Here is an 18,627-nt window from a genome sequence, read left to right as displayed (position 1 = left end):
CCTGTCCGGGCGCGGACAGGCGGGTAGTGACGGCAGGCAATACCGTGACATGGGACGGATTTGCGATGGGTTCAATGCCTGCGCCTGGTGGTCATCCACTGATTTTCAGGGTGGAAAATGTAATGGAGTTCGTGTAAATGGAAGGTGCCGGAATGCGGTGTGAATCTCCGGTGCGGCCCGTCCATCTGTGGCGACATTTTTCATGTGTACAAGATGGTATTTTCATTGTCCATCTGCGTTGGTGCAAGCTATTGATATTGTTGATGTTTCTTGAAAAAAACACCGCCAATGAATTGGTATTTGCACGGGGTCCGGCAGGCAATGCAGGGGACGAATTACCTTCATGCGGCGTTGGATGCATTTTGCAACAGACATCGAATGGGAGCTTGTGGAAAATGCCTGCGCCGATGAAATGCAGCAGTAACGGATTTCCGTCTGGCAAATCATAGGAACTCGCTATCACCATGGCTTTCCACTCAATGCGTGCCGATTCTTCATTTCGCCAGACGCCGGTATTGCCCGCACTGGCCTTCGGGCTTGTGGCGCTGCTGGGTACGACGGCGTTCGCTGCCGGGCTGCAGCGGCAGGTGCTGGAAAGCCTGCCGTCCGGCACGGCCAAGGGGGCGCCTGCCTATGAGTTGTCCCTGCCTGCCTGCACGGCGTCGGCCTGTCCCTTCGAACTGAGGCTGGTGCGTGCCGGTATGGAGCAAGGCAAGCCAGCGGCGCTGGCCTGGCCTGCTTCAAGAGGGCAGGCCCAGCTGGCGCCATCCGATCCGCTGTACGGCGTGGGAGATCCCTTGTCCGAGGCCGCGCAGCGCACGCGCGTCTGGACGACTGGCGAGGAAGAAGGCACGGTCACCGCCGCGGCGCGGACCTTGCGCCTGCCCGGCGTGCAAGGCGGGGCGCGCGCCTTGCTGGTCACGCAGATGGGCGGCTTCGACCATCCCAAGCGCCGCCATGCGCTCTATGTCGCCACGGCCCAGGGACCGCATCTGGCCTGGCAGTACGAAGAGCCTCCAGGCAGCTACCAAAGCTGGGTGCTGGCGCCCACGGGCCGGATCCCGGTGCTGCTGGTGCGCTATGACTCACCGCAGGACGACGCCCCCGACCAGATCGAGACCCGCAGCCTGCGCTGGAACGCAGGCCGGCAGGCGTTTGCCGAACAGGCATCGGCGCCGCCGGCTGCCGTGCAGGCCGTGGTGGCTGCGCGCTATGCCGGCGTGGCCGCCGCGCGTGCAGCGCGCGCGCAGCAGGCCGACTGCCTGGGAGGCTATGCCGTGGTGCTCACACGCCCCGCAGGAGCTGCGCCGCATCACGCCCTGGTGCAGGTGGCCGCGGATATGGCACAGGCGCATGCCGAATCGCTGCGGCTGCGTGCCTGCTCGGCCAGGCTGCAGCCGCGCACGGTGCCTTTGGCGCATCTGCTGCCGAAGGCGGAACAGGCGCCCGGCCGGAAACCTGAACGCAAGACCGATCCCGCCCGCTGAGCCCGTGCAGCGCGTGACACCGACAACCGCAAAGAGGGAAGACACATGCCAGACATCAAGGACAGCGTAGGCGAGGGCGGCAGCAACCAGGTCCATGACGTGGCCCTGCTGCAGGCCATGCTGCGCGTGGTGAAGGACGCCAAGAATGCACCCTATCTGGGCGTGGACTACGACGGCAGCTACGGCGCGCAGACGCGCGCCGCGCTGGAGCGTTTCCAGAACGACCACAAGCTGGCGGCGGCCAAGGCCGCGCCCGGCCAGCCGCAGGCCGGTGGCGCCAAGGAGGCACTGGGCCTGGCGGCAGCCGGTGGCGCCACGGTGGCCAAGCTCAGCGCCATGCTGCCTGCATCGCACCAGAACATGCGCTCCGCGAACAACTCCAAGACGGTGTATATCGAGGCCAAGGCCCAGGATGCGGCCACCAGCAAGGCCGCCATTGCCAACGATGCGGAGTACGAGCCCACCTTCCGCGCCAAGCTGGCCAGCCTGGTGCAGCAGATGTACGACACGCACAAGATCGCGCTGTGGATCACGCCCACCGGCCGCCGCCGCACCTTTGCCCAGCAGGCGGCAGAGACCCAGACCAAGGCCGGCCCCGGCGAGAGCAACCACAACTTCGGCCGGGCGGCCGACATCGGCTTCAAGCGCTTCCAGTGGGTCAAGGGCGACGGCAGCATCGTCACCGATGCCGACTGGCTCAACCAGCTGCATACCGCCAAAGCGGCCGATGCCGCGCGCTGGTGGGATGAGCGCGACCGCCTGGCCGCCAAGCAGGGCCTGCTGCCGCTGAAGTTCGAGCGCGTGCACCTGCAGGCCTTCGCCCAGGAAGGCGTGAGCAACCAGCGCTCGCTGGCCAAGCTGCTCAATGCCGTTTCGCAGAACAACATGCGCTGGAAATCCGCCTACCAGGCCGACCTGCAGTCCCAGGGCAAGCACTGGGTCACCGTGGGTTCGGCCAAGTCCATCTGGGCCGGAACGGCCTCCGTGACCAAGGCCGATCTGGCCAAGGCCCGCACCCTGGCCACGGGCAAGCAGGTGAAGGAAACGCAGATCACCCAGGACGAGGTGGCCGCCATGCGCCGCATGCTCAAGGCCGATTTCGAGCAGGCCGACCTGAACTGGTCCAAGTGGGCACCCGTGCCCTGAGCCCGGCCGGACGTCTGCCGCCTGCCGCGCGGGCAGGCGCCACTGCCGTGCATCTCCCGGAGAAAGCATCTTGAGAACCGACTATTCGAAGGGCGAGGCCGCGCTGCGCGTGCCCTTGCCCCTGTCCATGTCCATGCCCGTTTCCCTGTCCCTTTCCGCCTCTGCCGGTGCGCCCACCGGGCCGCCCGCTGCGGTCCGTGCGCCGCAGGACGTGCTGTCCGGTGTGCGCGTCGCCTCGCAACTGCTGCAGGACTTTCGGCCCATCACCGAAAGCATCGAGTGGGAGCTGGGCCATCTGCATTGGGCGCAGGCGGGCCTGTTGACCTTTGCCGAGAACGAGGTGCCCTATGTGGTCAACAACAGCGGCCGTCTCTCCCAAGATGCGGCGGCCCTGCTGTTCCATCACTGCGCGGACACGGCGCCGCAGGGCGCCATTGCCGTGCTGGAATTGGGCGCCGGCTGCGGCCTGTTTGCGCGCATGTTCCTGCAGGCCTTCCGGCACCTGTGCCAGCAGGAAGGGCGTGATTTCGACCAGCGGCTGGTCTGCTACGTGACAGACGGCTCGCCTCGCACCGTTGCGCAGTGGCACGAGCGCGGCCTGTTTGCCGAGTTTGGCGGCCAGGTCGTGGCAGGCTGCTGCGACGCCATGCACCCCGAGGCCGTTCGGCTGCACGACGGCAGCACGGTGCCGCTGCCGCCGCTGCATGCCGTGTTCTGCAACTACGTGCTGGATGTGCTGCCCGCCACCGTCGTGCGGCGCCAGAACGGCGGGCCGGTGCAGGAGCTGCGCATACGCACCCGCCTGACGGACGATGCCCAGCTCGTGCGCCAGTACACCGCGCTGTCGCCGCATGAGATCCGCGCCCTGGTGGATCACGCGGATGCGGCCGAGCGCGCGCGCCTGCTGCCCCTGGTGGGCCTGTTCGAGCAGGAGACGGGATTTTTCGACTGCGGCGACGCGGCACTGTCGCCCTGGGTGGATGCCGCCCTGTCCGTCAGCCAGGACGCGACACGCCTGCTGGTCAACCACGGCGCCTTCGGCGCGCTGCAGACGCTGCAGCAGCGGCTGGCGCCCAAGGGCTTGGTGCTCATCAACGACTACGGCGCCTGCACGCCCGAGGCGGCGGCCCAGTCGGGCGCCTCCCAGCGTTTTGGCCGCACCAGCGCCATCGGCCTGAACTTCCCGCTGCTGGCGCAATTGTTCGGGCGCGAGGGCTGGCAGGTGCTGGCGCCTCCGGGCGATGCGCAAAGGGCCATCCATGCGCGGCTGCTGATCGGCGAGGGATGCGAGCGCACGGCGGCCGCCTTTCTCAACCGCTTCAGCGCCGACGCGCAGCAGTTCTTCGAGGCCTCGGCCCATTAGGCCCGCACGCACCTGGAGTCGGGCCGGCAGGACGCCGCGCTGGACAGCTACCGCCAGGCCATCACCCGCAGCCCGCGCGACTGGCGGCTGCTGGGCGAGGTGGCCGAATTCGTGGGCCTGCAACTGCGGGACTTTGCCGCTGGCATCGAGCTGGCGCGCAGCGCGCTGGACCTCAACCCCTGGCTCAGCACCTGGCTGTGGAACGTGCTGGGCGACTGCCTGTTCTGCCAGGAGCAGTTCGCGGCCGCGCATGACGCCTACCTGCAGGCCGAGCGCATAGACCCGCGCGATGCCCGCACCCAGCTCAACCTGGCCTACACCTGGCAGCAGTGCGGCGACCCGGGGCGCGCGCTCGCCTGCATCGCCCAGGGCCTGGCGGGAGATGCCCATGGCGTGCACACGCAGCGCCTGATGGAAAAGCAGCAGCAGATCCTGGCGCAGATCGCTGCCCTGCGTGCCTCGCAGCAGCAGCGGCTGGCGCAGCGCGCGGCGCGTCTGCAGGCCGGGGCATAGGCAGGCCAGGGCATAGGCTGGCGGGCCCGCCAACGGCCCGGCCTGCCAGCTTCAGTGCTGGCGGCCGGCCAGCCGCACGCCCAGCGCTGCCGCCGATGCCGCGCAGGCCAGGGCCACCACGCCGCTCCAGCCCCATTGCGCCAGGGCCAGCGCGCCCAGCGCGGAGCCCGAGGCCATGCCGATGAACACGCCCGTGAACAGCAGCGCATTGAGCCGGCTGCGCGCCGCAGGCTCCAGGCCGTACACCAGGGTCTGGTGCGCCACCAGCGTGGCCTGGATGCCGAAGTCGAAACCGATGGCGCTGGCCACCAGCAGCGGCAGCTGTGCGCCGGCCGGCAGCCAGGGCGACAGTGCCAGCACGGCGAACGATGCCAGGGCCAGGCCCGCACCCAGGCAGGTCACGCGCTGCGGGCCGCTGCGGTCGGCCAGCCGGCCTGCCAGCGGGGCGGCCAGCGCACCGGCCGCACCCGCCAGGCCCAGGGCGCCGGCAGCGGCGCTGCCCATGTGGAACTGCTGATGCAGCATCACGGCCAGCGTGGACCAGAACGCGCTGAAGGCCACCGACAGCAGGCCCTGTGCCAGTGCCGCGCGGCGCAGCGCAGGCTGGCTGCGCCACAGCTGCACCATGGAGCCCAGCAGCGCGCCATAGCCCAGTTGCGTGGTGGGTTTGAAACTGGGCAGCCCGCGCCACAGGGCCACCCCCAGCAGTGCCATGGCAGCGGCGGCCAGCAGGTAGACGCTGCGCCAGCCCCCATGCTCGGCCAGCAGGCCGCTGACCACGCGCGACAGCAAGATGCCCAGCAGCAGCCCCGTCATCACCGTGCCCACCACCTTGCCGCGCTGGTGCTCGGGCGCCAGCGTGGCGGCGGCCGGCACCACGTCCTGCGCCAGGGTGGCGGCCAGGCCCACGGCCAGGCTGGCAGCCAGCAGCGGCGCCAGGCCCGGAGCCAGCCCGCTGGCCAGCAGGGCCAGCATCAGCGCGGCGGTCTTGGCCAGGATGATGCGCCGGCGGTCCATGCGGTCGCCCAGCGGTGCCAGCAGCAAAATGCCCAGCGCATAGCCCAGCTGGGTCAGCGTGGGCACAAAGCCCACGGCGCGTTCGCCTGCGCCCAGGTCGGGGCCGAGCACCCCCAGCATGGGCTGGCTGTAGTAGAGCGAGGCCACGCCCACGCCCGCCGTGGTCGCCATCAGCAGCACCAGCGATGCCGGCACGCCGGCAGCCTGCGCGCCCGCAGCGGTTTGCATATGCGTAGATTGAATAGAAGACATGTTGAGGCGCCTGTCAGGCGCAGTTGAAAAGCGATGGCCGTAGTGTGGTGCGGCGCAGCACACCACGGTAGTGGCTGCGCCTGCAGAATCGATATACGCTTGGCGTATGACCCTTGCCGACCTTCCCCTGCCTTCTGGCGCTGACCGCATCGAACTGCTGCAGACCTTTGTGCGCATCGTCGAAAGCGGCAGTCTTTCGGCCGCTGCGCAGCAGATGTCCACCACCCAGCCCACGGTCAGCCGGCGCCTGCAGACGCTGGAGCGCGCGCTGGGCCTGCGCCTGCTGCGGCGCTCCACCCACGCCATGGCGCTGACCGACGACGGCCAGCGCTGCCTGGAGCATGCGCGCGAGCTGCTGGAGGCATGGCACGCGCTGGAGTCCGACCTGCGCGGCGCCCAGGACACGCCGCGCGGCCTGCTGCGCGTGGTCGCGCCCCACGCCTTTGGCCAGGACCAGCTCATGGCGCCGCTGCTGGCGTTTCTGGACCGTCATCCGGCCGTCAAGGTCGAATGGCTGCTGCATGACCGCCAGCCGGACTTCATTGCCGAAGGCATCGACTGCGCCGTGCAGGTCGGCACCGTGGTCGACCCTTCGGTGATTGCGCTGCGCGTGGCCGAGGTGCCGCGCATTGCCGTGGCCGCGCCTGCCTTGCTGGGGCAGGGCAGCGTGCCCCAGCACCCGCGCGAACTGCAGGGCCTGCCCTGGATTGCGCTGCGCACCTTCTACCAGCGCGAGCTGGAGCTGTACCGCGTGGGCGATGAGCGGGTCTGCAAATCCTGGCGCCTGCAGTTCGAGCCCCGGCTCAGCACCGACAGCCTTTATGCGCTGCGCAACGCCGCCCTGGGCGGACTGGGCGCGGCCCTGGCCTCGGCCTGGATCGTGCGCGAGGATCTGGAGGCCGGCCGCCTGGTGCATCTGGCGCCCGACTGGCAGGCGGCGCCGCTGCCCGTGCATCTGGTCTACCCACCCGCGCGCCACCAGCCGGCGCGGCTGCGCGCCTTCATTGCGGCCATGCGGGAAGTCATGCCGGGCCTGACGGGAATGCGCGCGCCGCTGCCCTGAGTTGCTTGCTGCATCGTGTCCGCCCACGGCACCAGCCCCGACCTGAACCTGCCCGGTGCGCCGCGCAGTGTGATGTTGGCGCTGCGGCACAGCTTCTGAGGCTGCGCCCGGCATGGCCCCGGGCTTCTCCAAAAGACCAAGGCCCACGCGAGTGGGCCTTGGTCTATCCGGGCGTTGCCGTCTACTCGGTCGCCTTCTTCAGCGATTCCTTGGCGTTCTCTGCCGACTGCTTGGAGCGCTTGTTGTGGTAGTCCGACTTGACGTTGTTCACGGCCTTGCCGACCGGCCCGCTGTCCTTGGCCTTGGCGTCGGCCTGCTTTTCCTTCACCTTGTGGTCTGCAGCGTCGGCGGCTTCGGAGGCAGCCTTGCCCACCTGGGCATGGACGGGTGACAGGGCAGCGGCAGCTGCGAAGGAAATGGCGGTGGCAAGCAGCAGTTTCTTCATGGAATGCAATGTCCTGTGATGAGATGGCTGCATGGTGCGCCGGACCGCCGAGGCAACCGTGTAGGAGCAGGGCTTTGCACGGCGCGGGCGCTGCGGCCCACTCGCAGAAGGGCCGCCGACGGCAGCTTGCTTCAGTGTCCGACATGGTGCCGCCGGCCGAGCTTCTAGCCTTGAGCCAACCCCGTCACAACAAGGACCCCCCATGATCACAGCCGAACCCACCATGACCAATCTTTTCGACCAGCTGGGTCTGGACTCCAGCCCGGAGGGCATCAAGCAGTTCATCCTCTCGCACCGGCTGGAAAAGGACACGCTGCTGGTGGATGCACCGTTCTGGACCGACGCGCAACGTGCCCTGTTCTCGCAGCAGTGGCATGCCGATGCGACCTGGGCGCTGGTGGTGGACCAGCTCAGCGAGGCCTTGCATGCCGAGCCGGACCTCCAGGCTGCGCGTTCGCCCGCAATTGCCGGGCACGAGCAGGAGGCTCGTCCCTGATCCTGTGATGCAACCGCTTGCGATGAACCCGTGGTGCTTACAATTTTTCCGGCTCGTTCAACCCATTTGCCTACGGAGTCGTTCACATGCTGACCTCGACTGGTCTGGCGCCGGCCCCTGCAGGCTCCGACGCACAACTCCCCCTTGATCCGGGCCTTGCTGCTTTGGAGGCCTTTCCGGACGCAGTCTTCGTCGTCGGACTCGATGGGCGACTGGCGCGCTGCAACCGCCATGCGTTGAGCCTGCTGGAGCATTCCGGCGATGCCCTGGAGGGCAGTGTTTTCGAGGACCGCTTCGTCGCCAGCAGCGGGCGTGCAGGCTGGTTCAACAGCCAGTGCGAGCCCGCAGGCGCCGCACGGCAGGCCAGACTCTGGCCCTTGCTGACCTGCACGGGACGCGAGCGGCCCGTGGCCTCATGCAGCTCGCGCGTACGGCTCGGCGATGGCAGCCTGGCCCTGCTGCTGAGTGTGCGCGAGGCGGATGCACCCCCGTCCGGGGCATCGCAGGCGCTGGCCGTGCCTTCCCGGTCCAGCCCTCTTTCCAGCGCCGAGCGCAGCTTTGCCTTGCTGGTGCAGAGCGTGACCGACTGTGCGATCTACATGCTGGATCCCGAAGGCCGCATCGTCAGCTGGAACCTGGGTGCCAAGCGCATCAAGGGCTATGAAGAGGACGAGGTCCTCCATACCCATTTCTCGCGCTTTTACACACCAGAGGACCAGCAGGCGGGGCTGCCACAGGCGGGACTGCGCACGGCCGTCAGCACCGGCCGCATGGAGGCCGAAGGCCTGCGCGTGCGCAAGGACGGCTCGCGTTTTTGGGCATCGGTCGTGATCGATGCCATCTACGACGAGGGCCAGCTGATCGGTTTTGCCAAGGTCACGCGTGATGTGACGGAGCGCAAGGCTGCCGAGGCCCAGCTGCGCCAGGCCTTGAAGATGGAGGCCATCGGCCGCTTCACGGGCGGGGTGGCCCATGATTTCAACAATCTGCTGATGGCCGTGCTCAGCAGCCTGGAATTGCTGCGCAAGCGCATGCCGCCCGACGATCGCCTGCGTTCGCTGGTGGAGATCGCCACGCGCGGCGCACAGCGCGGTGCCTCGCTGACCCAGCGCATGATGGCCTTTGCGCGGCAGCAGGAATTGAAGACGCAGGCCGTGGACGTCGCTGTGCTGCTGACCGGGATGCAAGGCCTGCTGCAGCAGACGGCTGGCCCGCATATCTTTCTGAAGATGGCCCTGGCCTCAGACCTGCCGCGCATCGCCACCGACCCCAGCCAGTTCGAGAGCAGCATCCTCAGCCTGGTTGCCAATGCGCGCGATGCCATGCCGGGCGGCGGCGTCATCAAGATCACGGCGGCCGTGGAAACCACGCTGCCGCGCCAGCTTGCGGGCCTGGCCTCGGGCTCGTATGTCTGCGTGCGCGTGGTGGACACCGGCGAGGGCATGGACGAACAGACACTCTCGCATGTGGTCGAGCCCTTCTTCACCACCAAGGGCGTGGGCAAGGGCACCGGCCTGGGCCTGGCCATGGTGGACGGGCTGGTGGCCCAGTCCGGCGGCAAGCTCGTGCTGCACAGCGCCCTGGGCAGCGGCACCACGGTGGAGATGTGGATGCCCGTCTCCAAAGACGAAAGCACGGCCTGCCATCTGGGCGGGCAAAGCGTGCAGGACGTGGGGCCCCTGGATGTGCTGCTGGTGGATGACGACCCGCTGGTGAGGGCCAATGCCTCGGCCCTGCTGGAAGACCTGGGCCACCGCGTCACGACCCTGGGCGCCGGGCAGGAGGCCATCGACCTGCTTGCGCGGCAGGCGCGCTTCGACGTGGTCATCTCCGACTACGCCATGCCCGGCATGAACGGCGTGGAGCTGGCCCGGCATATTGCAGCGCGATACCCGGGCCTGAACTTCATCCTGGCCAGCGGCTTTGCCGACATACCGGCGCTGCCACCAGGAATGACGCGGCTGGCCAAGCCCTATTCGCAGGACGATCTACGCCAGCTGCTTCATCAGCTCGGGAAGGCTTGAGCCCCTGGTAAGCCGCGAGATCCTGAGCCGGCCTCAGACACCAGCCTTCTCGAACAGCCGGCGCAGTACCTGCATGGGCAGGAACTTGACGCCGCGCCGCTTCAGCTCGCGGCGAAAGAGGCGCTCCCTCTCGATAAAGTTGATTTTTGGTTTCATCTCGTTCCGGGTGCAATGACTGAACCGGGCAATCTATCAGCGCAGAGGGGCGCTGCTGTAACACCCTGTCATGGCCCCCTTGATCGAGGGCCATCATCGCCGCGTGCGGCCGTGCAGGCATCGGGTGGACGAAAAAAAGCCCTGGGACCAATGTCGTCAGGGCTTTTTCACTGGCTTGGCGCCATGTCTGGCGGAGAGGGCGGGATTCGAACCCGCGGTGGGGATTAGCCCACACACGCTTTCCAGGCGTGCGACTTAAACCGCTCATCCACCTCTCCGAAGACCGCGATTCTAGCATCGATTTTTTGGGGTGGCCGCGAAGTTTCCTGCATGCGTGATCGATATGCCCTGGACGGCTGGCGCTTCTGGCATGGCCCGTGCCTGCGCCTGCAGCCAGTTGCAGAAGATGTCGAGCCGGGTCTGCACCGCAGTGCTGCGGCGCAGCGCCAGGTAGCGGTAGCCGGAGGCCGTGAAGCCGAAGGGCGCCAGCAGGCGACCGGCCTGCACGTCGTCCATCACCAGGTGCCAGGGGGCGACGGCCGCGCCCAGGCCGCGCAGCGCCGCTTCCAGCGTGAAGTAGTAGTGCTCGTAGACGGGGCCGGCCGCTGCGGGCGGGGCCATGTCCATGGAGGCGGCCCACAGGTCCCAGGCGTTGCGCCGGCCGCGTGTGTGCAGCAAGGGGAGGCTGGCCAGGTCTTCAGGTTGCTGGAGGCGTCCTGCCATGGCCGGGGACATCACCGGGCCCAGGTATTCGGCGAAAAGAGGCAGGGACGTCTCGTTGTCTGCAAGGGCCTCGCCGCTGTCGTGCGTGATGGCCGTGATGAGCAGGTCGCAGCCTTCGCGTGCAGCGTCGGTGCCGGTGTCGGTAGTGCGCAGGCGCACCTCGATGCCGGGGTGGTGCGCGTGAAAGTCGAACAGCCGGGGGATCAGCCATTTGACGGTGAAGGTGCTGAAGCAGGCCACGTCCAGAGGGCCTTCGTGGGCGTCGCCCAGGCTGCGCACCGCCTCATGGATCTGCTCGAAGGCCTGGGTCAGCGCCGGCTGCAGGGTGCGCGCTGCCGCGGTGAGCGTGGGGCGGGCCTTGGTGCCTGCGAACAGCGGCAGGCCCAGGTGCTGCTCCAGCTGCCTGACCTGGCGGCTGACGGCGCCGGGCGAGACGCACAGCTCGTCCGCCGCCGCCGTCATGCGGCCCAGGCGTGCGGCGGCTTCAAAGGCGCGCAGGGCGGCCAGCGGGGGCAGGCGGCGGGTCATGGGTCGGTTCATGGGTCGGGTCATGGGTCGGGTCACGGGGCGGGTGGAGGCTATGTGAGTTCCAGGTACATAGAACCGGCCGAATCATCGCTTTTCAGGCCATGGGCCGGTCGGTAGATTTGCCGCTTCGGCTGGCAATCCTGCGTGGATTCTGGCCGGACTTTCCATCTCCATTCGATCCCAAAGCACATAGCACCATGCCCTTCGTCCACACCTATCTGCCCCAGTCCACCTCCACTTCCCAGCGCGATGCCGTCGTGCAAGGCATTCACCGGGCCCTGGTGGAGGGCATCGGCATGCCCGAGGACGAACTGTTCAACATGGTGCATCCGTACGCTCCAGGGCAGTTCGCGTTCAGCCGCAGTTTCAACGGGATGGCGCGTTCGGATGCGGTGGTGGTGGTCGAGATCACCATGCGGCGCGGGCGCAGCGATGCGATGAAGAAGGCCTTGTATTCGGCCATTGCGCGCAATCTGCACGAAGGGGCGGGGGTTGCGCCGGCCGACGTGTTCATCTTCATGCATGAGAACGACTACTCGGACTGGTCCGTGGGCCACGGGCGCTTCGCCATGGGCCTGGTGCAGCAGGTGGGCGCACCCGCCTGATCCGCACAACACCGCTGCAATGAAAAACGGGCCGCGATGGCCCGTTGTTCATGGCGTGGCGGCGGCTCTCAGCTGGTGCGCTGGCCGGTCTGGATCATCTTCATGGCCGAGGTGATCAGGCTGGAGACTTCGGTCATGTTGCTGGGCACGATCAGCGTGGTGGTGGCATCAGAGGCGACCTGGCCATAGGCCTCGACGGCCTTTTCGGCGACCTTGAGCTGCACGGCCTGCTCGCCACCGGGCTGGCGGATGGCGTTGGCCACGCGTTCGATGGCCTGGGCCGTGGCGTCTGCGACCGCCTTGATGGATTCGGCCTCGCCCTGGGCCTTGTTGATGACGGCCTGCTTCTCGCCTTCGGAGCGGGCGATAAAGGCTTCGCGCTCGCCCGTGGCGATGTTGATCTGTTCCTGGCGGCGGCCTTCGGAGGCTGCGATCAGGGCGCGCTTTTCGCGCTCGGCCGTGATCTGGGCCTGCATGGAGCGCAGGATTTCGGCCGGCGGCGTCAGGTCCTTGATTTCATAGCGCAGCACCTTCACGCCCCAGTTGAGCGCGGCCTCGTCGATGGCGGAGACCACCTGGGCGTTGATCATGTCGCGCTCCTCGAAGGTCTTGTCCAGTTCGAGCTTGCCGATCACGGAACGCAGCGAGGTCTGGGCCAGCTGGGTGACGGCCATGATGTAGTTGGACGAGCCGTAGCTGGCGCGCATGGGATCGGTGACCTGGAAGTAGAGGATGCCATCCACCTGCAGCTGGGTGTTGTCGCGCGTGATGCAGACCTGGCTGGGCACGTCCAGCGGGATTTCCTTGAGGCTGTGCTTGTAGGCCACGCGGTCCACGAAGGGCACGAGGAAGTTCAGGCCGGGCGTGAGCGTGCCGGCGTACTTGCCGAGGCGTTCCTTGACCCAGGCGTGCTGCTGGGGCACGACCTTGATGGACCGTGCGATGAAGATGGCCGCGATGACCAGAATGACGATGGCGATTTCCATGGTGTCTCCAGGCCCCGGAGGGGCGTTCGGTGAAACAAGAGGGCGGCGGGACGGCTGGCGGATGGTGCCTGCCACTATGCCCGATGCAGATGCCCGCGCCGTGAAGCGCGGGCGTGGGGATGGGCAATCAGAGTTTGTCCACCAGCAGCCGGTTGCCGACGACCTCGGCTACGCGGTGCATGCCGGCAGAGGGCAGGTTGCCCGGACGGCTGATCACGGTCCATTGGGCTCCGCGGTAGCGGACCTGGGCCGTGCCGTCGGAGTTCCATTGCTCGACCATGACGGATTCGCCGACATCGAGGTTGACGTCGCGGTTGCTGGAGGCGGGCTGGCGGCTGGGCAGGCGCCGGCGCACCAGGTAGCAGGCCAGTACGAAGGCGCTGCCGAGCACGGCGGCAATGACGAGCTGGGCAATGGGCGCCAGGCCCATGTGGGCGCACAGCGCGCCGACGATGGCGCCCAGTGCCAGCATCAGCAGATAGAAGCTGCCAGTCAGCAATTCGGCGATGACCAATGCGCCGGCGACGAGCCACCAGATGGTGGAATATTCCATTCCCAGACTCCCTGTTTATGACGGTTGCTTGTGTTTAGTGCACCACATTCTGGGTGAAAAGCCGCACGCTTCAAAGGCGCAATAAGGATATTCCTTACACTTCGCGCCTGTTTCGTTTTTTAGGCCCGCTCAGGTTACGGAGGCTGCCCCCATGAAGTTTCGCTTTCCCATCGTCATCATCGACGAGGACTACCGTTCCGAGAACACCTCGGGCCTGGGCATCCGCGCCCTGGCACAGGCCATCGAGCAAGAAGGTTTCGAGGTGCTGGGGGTGACCAGCTACGGCGACCTGTCGCAGTTCGCGCAGCAGCAAAGCCGGGCCAGTGCCTTCATCCTGTCCATCGATGACGAGGAGTTCTCGCTGGGTGGCGAAAGCGATCCCGTGATCCACAGCCTGCGCAGCTTCATCGGCGAAGTGCGCCGCAAGAACGCCGATGTGCCGATCTACATCTACGGCGAGACCAAGACCAGCCGCCACCTGCCCAACGACATCCTGCGCGAGCTGCACGGCTTCATCCACATGTTCGAGGACACGCCGGAGTTCGTGGCCAAGCACATCATCCGCGAGGCCAAGAGCTACCTGGAAGGCGTGCAGCCGCCGTTCTTCAAGGCGCTGCTGGACTATGCGGAAGACGGCTCCTACAGCTGGCACTGCCCCGGACACTCGGGCGGCGTGGCCTTCCTCAAGAGCCCCGTGGGCCAGATGTACCACCAGTTCTACGGCGAGAACATGCTGCGCGCCGACGTGTGCAACGCGGTGGAGGAACTGGGCCAATTGCTGGACCACAACGGCGCCATCGGCGAGAGCGAGCGCAATGCCGCGCGCATCTTCAATGCCGATCACTGCTATTTCGTGACCAACGGCACGTCCACGTCGAACAAGATCGTCTGGCACCACGCCGTGGCGCCCGGCGACGTGGTCGTGGTGGACCGCAACTGCCACAAGTCCATCCTGCACTCCATCATCATGACGGGTGCGATTCCGGTGTTCCTCAAGCCCACGCGCAACCACTTCGGCATCATCGGCCCGATCCCGCAAAGCGAGTTCTCGGTGGAGTCCATCCAGGCCAAGATCGCGGCCAATCCGCTGCTCAAGGGCGTGGATGCCAAGACGGTCAAGCCCCGCGTGCTGACGCTGACGCAGTCCACCTACGACGGCGTGCTCTACAACACCGAGACCATCAAGAGCATGCTGGACGGCTATGTGGCCAACCTGCACTTCGATGAGGCCTGGCTGCCGCACGCTGCCTTCCACCCGTTCTATGGCAGCTACCACGCCATGGGCAAGAAGCGCGCGCGCCCCAAGCACTCGGTGGTGTATGCCACGCAGTCCATCCACAAGCTGCTGGCCGGCATCAGCCAGGCATCGCATGTGCTGGTGCAGGACAGCCAGACCGAAAAGCTGGACCACCACCTGTTCAACGAGGCGTACCTGATGCACACCTCGACCAGCCCCCAGTACAGCATCATCGCCAGTTGCGACGTGGCCGCCGCGATGATGGAGCCGCCCGGCGGCACGGCCCTGGTGGAAGAGTCGATTCTGGAGGCGCTGGACTTCCGCCGTGCCATGCGCAAGGTCGAAGACGAGTTCGGCGACGACGACTGGTGGTTCGAGGTCTGGGGTCCCGAGAAACTGGCCGATGAAGGCGTCGGCTCGGCCCAGGACTGGATCATCCGCGGCCAGGACGCGGCGCCCAAGCGCTCCAAGGCCAAGAACGGCAAGGAGTTCGACAACTGGCACGGCTTTGGCGAGCTGGCCGACGGCTTCAACATGCTGGACCCGATCAAGTCCACCATCGTGACGCCGGGCCTGGACCTGGACGGCGATTTCTCGGACACGGGCATCCCGGCCTCCATCGTGACCAAGTACCTTGCCGAGCACGGCGTGGTGGTGGAGAAGACGGGCCTGTACTCGTTCTTCATCATGTTCACCATCGGCATCACCAAGGGCCGCTGGAACACCATGCTGACGGCGCTGCAGCAGTTCAAGGACGACTACGACCGCAACCAGCCGCTGGCACGCATCCTGCCCGAGTTCTGCCAGCAGCACCGCCGCTACGAGCGCATGGGCCTGCGCGACCTGTGCCAGCACGTGCACGAGCTGTACGCCAAGTACGACATCGCCCGCCTGACGACCGAGATGTATCTGTCGGACCTCAAGCCCGCGATGAAGCCCAGCGATGCCTACGCCCACATCGCGCACCGCAAGACCGAGCGCGTGGAGATCGACCACCTGGAAGGCCGCATCACCGTGGGCCTGGTCACGCCGTACCCGCCCGGCATTCCGCTGCTGATCCCTGGCGAGGTGTTCAACCGCAAGATCGTGGATTACCTGCTGTTCGCGCGTGAGTTCGCCAAGGAGTGCCCTGGCTTCGAGACCGACATCCATGGCCTGGTGGAGCTGGAGGACGCGGACGGCGAGGTGCGCTACTACGCCGACTGCGTGGCCCAGGCCGCTCCTGCCCGCAAGGTGCCGGCTGCCGGCAAGTCTGCGGCCGGAAAATCCGCAGCGGCCAAGGCTGCGGCCAAGCCGGCTGCCAAGGCTGCGGCAAAGCCCGCTGCCAAAAAGGCCGTGAAGGCTGCTGCCGTCAAGGCGCCGGCCAAGCGCCCCGCAGCGGCCCGCAAGGCCGGGTCGGCGCCGGAAGTCGGCACGGCTGCCAAGCCGGCGCGTGGCCGCAAGATGGTGCAGGTGGGCGATGATGGCCCCTTCGGCCGCACGATCTGATCGGCTGGCCGGCTGACGACGGCCCGTCAAAAAGGCGCGGTGCCCGCAAGGGGCGCCGCGCCTTTTTTCTTGCCCGCTGTTTGCCGCTCACTCCAGGCGGATCCTGGCATCGCGGATCAGCGCGGCCCAGTCCGTCTGCTCCTTGAGCAGGTACCGGGCCGCATCCTGCATGCTGCCGCCCAGGGCCGTGCTGCCCTCGGCCTGCAGTTGCTGCTGCACGGCGGGCTGCTGCAGGGCCGCGTTCACGGCGGTATTCATCTTCTGCACGATGGCGGCCGGCGTGCCCTTGGGCGCGACGATCAGCTTCCAGTCCACGGCCTCGAAGCCTGCATAGCCCGACTCGGCCACGGTGGGCACCTCCGGCAGGATGGGCAGGCGCCTGGCCGAGGTCACGGCCAGGGCGCGCAGCTTGCCGCCCTTGAGCAGCGGATAGACGGCCTGGGGCGTGCCGAACATGTAGTGCGTCTGCTTGCCCAGCAGGTCGGTCACGGCCGGCGCTGCGCCCTTGTAGGGCACGTTGAGCACCTGGATGCCGGCCTTGAAGGCCAGCATCTCGCCGGCCAAGTGGCCCACCGTGCCCGTCGATGCCAGTCCCTGGCGGATGCCGCCCGGGTCGGCCTTGGCGGCCTTGACCAGGTCCTGCACCGATTTCCATGGCGAGTCCTGCGGCACGACCAGCACCGTGGGCTGGGCGGCGACCAGGGCCACGGGGATCAGGTCGGTGCGGGGGTTGAAGGGCATGCTGGGCAGCAGGGCGGGGTTGATGGCGAGGTTGGCGGTCTGGCCCATGCCGAAGGTATAGCCATCCGGCGCGGACTTGGCCACCGCATCCAGCCCGATGTTGCCGCCCGCGCCGGGCTTGTTGTCCACCACCACGGTCCATTGGTTCAGCGTGCCCACGCGCTCGCTGATCTGGCGCGCGACCGCGTCCGTGCCGCCGCCCGGCGTGTAGGGCACGACCATGCGCACGGCGCGCGAGGGCCAGTTGCCGGGCTGGGCCTGGGCCGCCAGCGGGAGCAGGGCGGCAGCCAATGCGGGCAGGGCGCACAGCAGCAACTGGCGGCGCGGGGCGGAACAAGGGCGGGCCTGGGTCTGTGTCAGTGCCTGTGTCCGGTTTTGGGCGGCCGGGTTGCGGTGGATGGCGGGCATGGTGTTGTCTCCGGGAATTTTTGGGAAAAGGCCTCCCCGCCGGGCGCGCGGCAAGCGTCGTCCGGTGTGGGGTGGATGGGGTGCAAGGTTGCAGGGGCGCCGCGCGTCGGGTGGACGGCGGCGGCTTCAGTGGCTCAGCCTGGCATCAATGGGAGGCCTTGGCGTGGCTGTCGGTGGCCTCGCCCTGGGCCAGGGCCAGGGCCTGCTCGCTGCTGTAGCCCAGTGCGGTGAGGATCTCCAGGCTGTGCTCGCCCAGGCGCGGGGGCGACAGGCGCACATCCAGGCGCTTGCCGTCCAGCGTGAAGGGCAGCAGCACGGTCTTGGTCTCGCGGCCATCGGGCAGGGTGATGGGGGCCAGCGCGCCCGTGGCGTTCAGGTGCGGGTCTTGCAGCAGGTCCTGCGGGCGTGCGATGGGGGCGAAGGGCAGGCCGTTCTTCTCGAAGACCTCGGCAATGTGGGCAGCGCTGTGCGGGGCCATCTTCTCGCGCAGCAGCGGCATCAGCCAGCTGCGCGCCAGCACGCGGTCGTTGTTGCTGCCAAGGCGCGGATCGTCGCGCAGCTCGCCCAGGCCGAAGGCATCGCAGAACAGGCGCCAGGCGCCGTCGCTGACCACGGCCAGGAAGATCTGCTCGCCGCCCTGGACCTCGAACACGTCGTAGATGGCCCAGGCCGAGATGCGTGCCGGCATGGGCGCGGCCGGCTTGCCGGTGACGGCGAACTGCATCATGTGCTGGGCGACCAGGAAGATGTTGTTCTCGAACAGTGCGCTTTGCACTTCCTGGCCGCGCCCGGTCTTCTCGCGCTGGGCCAGGGCAGCCATCGCGCCCATGGCGCCGAACATGCCGCCCATGATGTCGTTGACGCTGGCACCGGCGCGCAGCGGGTCGCCGGGGCGGCCCGTCATGTAGGCCAGGCCACCCATCATCTGCACCACCTCGTCCAGCGCCGTGCGGTGCTCGTAGGGGCCGGGCAGAAAGCCCTTGTGGCTCACGTAGATGAGGCGCTCGAAGCGGTCCTTGAGGCTGTCGTAGTCCAGCCCCAGCTTGCGCATGGTGCCGGGCTTGAAGTTCTCGCAGACCACGTCGGCCGTGGCGATCAGGCGCAGCGCGGCCTGCTTGCCTTCCTCGGTCTGCAGGTCCAGCGTCACGCTCTTCTTGTTGCGGTTGAACAGCGGGAAAAAGCCCGAGCCCGAACCCAGCAGCTTGCGCGTGGCATCGCCGTCGCGGCCGTGGCCCACGGGCTCGACCTTGATGACTTCGGCGCCCAGGTCGGCCAGCATCATGCCGCAGGACGGACCCATGACCATGTGGGTGAACTCGACCACGCGGATGCCTGCGTAGGGCAGTGGCGTGGCCTGGCCTGCGGCCGTGTCGGGGGAGGTGGGTTGGCTCATGGG

17 protein-coding genes and 1 tRNA gene are annotated in these 18,627 nt (G+C 67.5%); 9 read left to right on the top strand and 9 right to left on the bottom strand.

The features are described from left to right. Window positions 1–464: 464 nt before the first annotated feature. The 4 genes from ACF8ML_RS07050 to ACF8ML_RS07035 all read left to right on the top strand — a co-directional run bounded on the left by ACF8ML_RS07050 (window position 465) and on the right by ACF8ML_RS07035 (window position 4,509). Complete coding sequence (locus ACF8ML_RS07050) at window positions 465–1,487, top strand: hypothetical protein (RefSeq protein ID WP_272206221.1); 1,023 nt, start codon at window positions 465–467, stop codon at window positions 1,485–1,487. Between the two features lie 45 nt (window positions 1,488–1,532). After that, window positions 1,533–2,633, top strand: coding sequence for a peptidoglycan-binding protein (locus ACF8ML_RS07045; RefSeq protein WP_034364978.1), 1,101 nt, complete (start codon window positions 1,533–1,535; stop codon window positions 2,631–2,633). A gap of 70 nt (window positions 2,634–2,703) precedes the next feature. Then, on the top strand, window positions 2,704–3,996 hold the full coding sequence (locus tag ACF8ML_RS07040) for an SAM-dependent methyltransferase (protein WP_392406764.1): 1,293 nt from the start codon (window positions 2,704–2,706) through the stop codon (window positions 3,994–3,996). 99 nt (window positions 3,997–4,095) lie between these two features. Continuing rightward, window positions 4,096–4,509: a hypothetical protein gene (locus ACF8ML_RS07035; RefSeq protein WP_392406762.1), complete on the top strand. Its 414-nt coding sequence runs from the start codon at window positions 4,096–4,098 to the stop codon at window positions 4,507–4,509. 51 nt (window positions 4,510–4,560) lie between these two features. On the opposite strand, the gene ACF8ML_RS07030 is transcribed toward ACF8ML_RS07035, so the two are convergent. Then, on the bottom strand, window positions 4,561–5,778 hold the full coding sequence (locus tag ACF8ML_RS07030; protein ID WP_392406760.1) for an MFS transporter: 1,218 nt from the start codon (window positions 5,776–5,778) through the stop codon (window positions 4,561–4,563). A 106-nt stretch (window positions 5,779–5,884) separates the two neighbouring features. On the opposite strand from ACF8ML_RS07030, the gene ACF8ML_RS07025 reads away from it, so the two are divergent. Further along, entirely contained in the window at window positions 5,885–6,841 is a 957-nt protein-coding gene (locus ACF8ML_RS07025; protein ID WP_392406758.1) for a LysR substrate-binding domain-containing protein, read from the top strand. A 181-nt stretch (window positions 6,842–7,022) separates the two neighbouring features. Here the strand turns inward: ACF8ML_RS07025 and ACF8ML_RS07020 are convergent, their stop codons facing one another. Continuing rightward, the gene (locus ACF8ML_RS07020) at window positions 7,023–7,286 is read right to left on the bottom strand and encodes a hypothetical protein (RefSeq protein WP_016452405.1); all 264 of its coding nucleotides are present in this window, start codon (window positions 7,284–7,286) and stop codon (window positions 7,023–7,025) included. A 202-nt stretch (window positions 7,287–7,488) separates the two neighbouring features. On the opposite strand from ACF8ML_RS07020, the gene ACF8ML_RS07015 reads away from it, so the two are divergent. Together ACF8ML_RS07015 and ACF8ML_RS07010 are read left to right on the top strand one after the other, a co-directional pair. Further along, window positions 7,489–7,782, top strand: coding sequence for a DUF2789 domain-containing protein (locus ACF8ML_RS07015; RefSeq protein ID WP_016448912.1), 294 nt, complete (start codon window positions 7,489–7,491; stop codon window positions 7,780–7,782). Window positions 7,783–7,868: 86 nt separating this feature from the next. Next, window positions 7,869–9,806 carry a PAS domain S-box protein gene (locus tag ACF8ML_RS07010; protein WP_392406755.1) on the top strand — a complete coding sequence of 646 codons (1,938 nt, stop codon included), beginning with the start codon at window positions 7,869–7,871 and terminating at the stop codon, window positions 9,804–9,806. Between the two features lie 33 nt (window positions 9,807–9,839). On the opposite strand, the gene ACF8ML_RS07005 is transcribed toward ACF8ML_RS07010, so the two are convergent. The 3 genes from ACF8ML_RS07005 to ACF8ML_RS06995 form a co-directional block, all read right to left on the bottom strand. Then, window positions 9,840–9,962 carry a hypothetical protein gene (locus ACF8ML_RS07005; protein ID WP_016448910.1) on the bottom strand — a complete coding sequence of 41 codons (123 nt, stop codon included), beginning with the start codon at window positions 9,960–9,962 and terminating at the stop codon, window positions 9,840–9,842. 188 nt (window positions 9,963–10,150) lie between these two features. Continuing rightward, window positions 10,151–10,240, bottom strand: a tRNA-Ser gene (locus tag ACF8ML_RS07000). 13 nt (window positions 10,241–10,253) lie between these two features. Beyond that, a complete protein-coding gene (locus tag ACF8ML_RS06995) occupies window positions 10,254–11,213 on the bottom strand; it encodes a LysR substrate-binding domain-containing protein (protein WP_017403991.1) in 960 nt (319 codons plus the stop codon). Between the two features lie 197 nt (window positions 11,214–11,410). On the opposite strand from ACF8ML_RS06995, the gene ACF8ML_RS06990 reads away from it, so the two are divergent. Continuing rightward, window positions 11,411–11,818 carry a tautomerase family protein gene (locus ACF8ML_RS06990; protein ID WP_252651645.1) on the top strand — a complete coding sequence of 136 codons (408 nt, stop codon included), beginning with the start codon at window positions 11,411–11,413 and terminating at the stop codon, window positions 11,816–11,818. A 68-nt stretch (window positions 11,819–11,886) separates the two neighbouring features. Here the strand turns inward: ACF8ML_RS06990 and ACF8ML_RS06985 are convergent, their stop codons facing one another. Both ACF8ML_RS06985 and ACF8ML_RS06980 read right to left on the bottom strand, forming a co-directional pair. Then, window positions 11,887–12,804, bottom strand: a complete 918-nt coding sequence (locus ACF8ML_RS06985) for an SPFH domain-containing protein (RefSeq protein ID WP_016448907.1) — start codon at window positions 12,802–12,804, stop codon at window positions 11,887–11,889. Between the two features lie 127 nt (window positions 12,805–12,931). After that, on the bottom strand, window positions 12,932–13,357 hold the full coding sequence (locus ACF8ML_RS06980) for an NfeD family protein (protein ID WP_016448906.1): 426 nt from the start codon (window positions 13,355–13,357) through the stop codon (window positions 12,932–12,934). 151 nt (window positions 13,358–13,508) lie between these two features. Here ACF8ML_RS06980 and ACF8ML_RS06975 point away from each other — a divergent pair, with 151 nt between their 5' ends. Then, a complete protein-coding gene (locus ACF8ML_RS06975) occupies window positions 13,509–16,082 on the top strand; it encodes an Orn/Lys/Arg decarboxylase N-terminal domain-containing protein (RefSeq protein ID WP_392406752.1) in 2,574 nt (857 codons plus the stop codon). A gap of 87 nt (window positions 16,083–16,169) precedes the next feature. On the opposite strand, the gene ACF8ML_RS06970 is transcribed toward ACF8ML_RS06975, so the two are convergent. Together ACF8ML_RS06970 and ACF8ML_RS06965 are read right to left on the bottom strand one after the other, a co-directional pair. Beyond that, window positions 16,170–17,231 carry a Bug family tripartite tricarboxylate transporter substrate binding protein gene (locus ACF8ML_RS06970; protein ID WP_392406751.1) on the bottom strand — a complete coding sequence of 354 codons (1,062 nt, stop codon included), beginning with the start codon at window positions 17,229–17,231 and terminating at the stop codon, window positions 16,170–16,172. A gap of 145 nt (window positions 17,232–17,376) precedes the next feature. Next, on the bottom strand, window positions 17,377–18,624 hold the full coding sequence (locus ACF8ML_RS06965) for a CaiB/BaiF CoA-transferase family protein (protein WP_074924282.1): 1,248 nt from the start codon (window positions 18,622–18,624) through the stop codon (window positions 17,377–17,379). Between the last annotated feature and the right edge of the window lie 3 nt (window positions 18,625–18,627).

The sequence above is a fragment of the Delftia sp. WSY_10 genome (genome assembly GCF_043104705.1).
Classification (GTDB): domain Bacteria; phylum Pseudomonadota; class Gammaproteobacteria; order Burkholderiales; family Burkholderiaceae_C; genus Comamonas; species Comamonas tsuruhatensis.
Note: the sequence above shows the minus strand (reverse complement) of the source record. Positions and strands in the feature narration are given on the sequence as shown.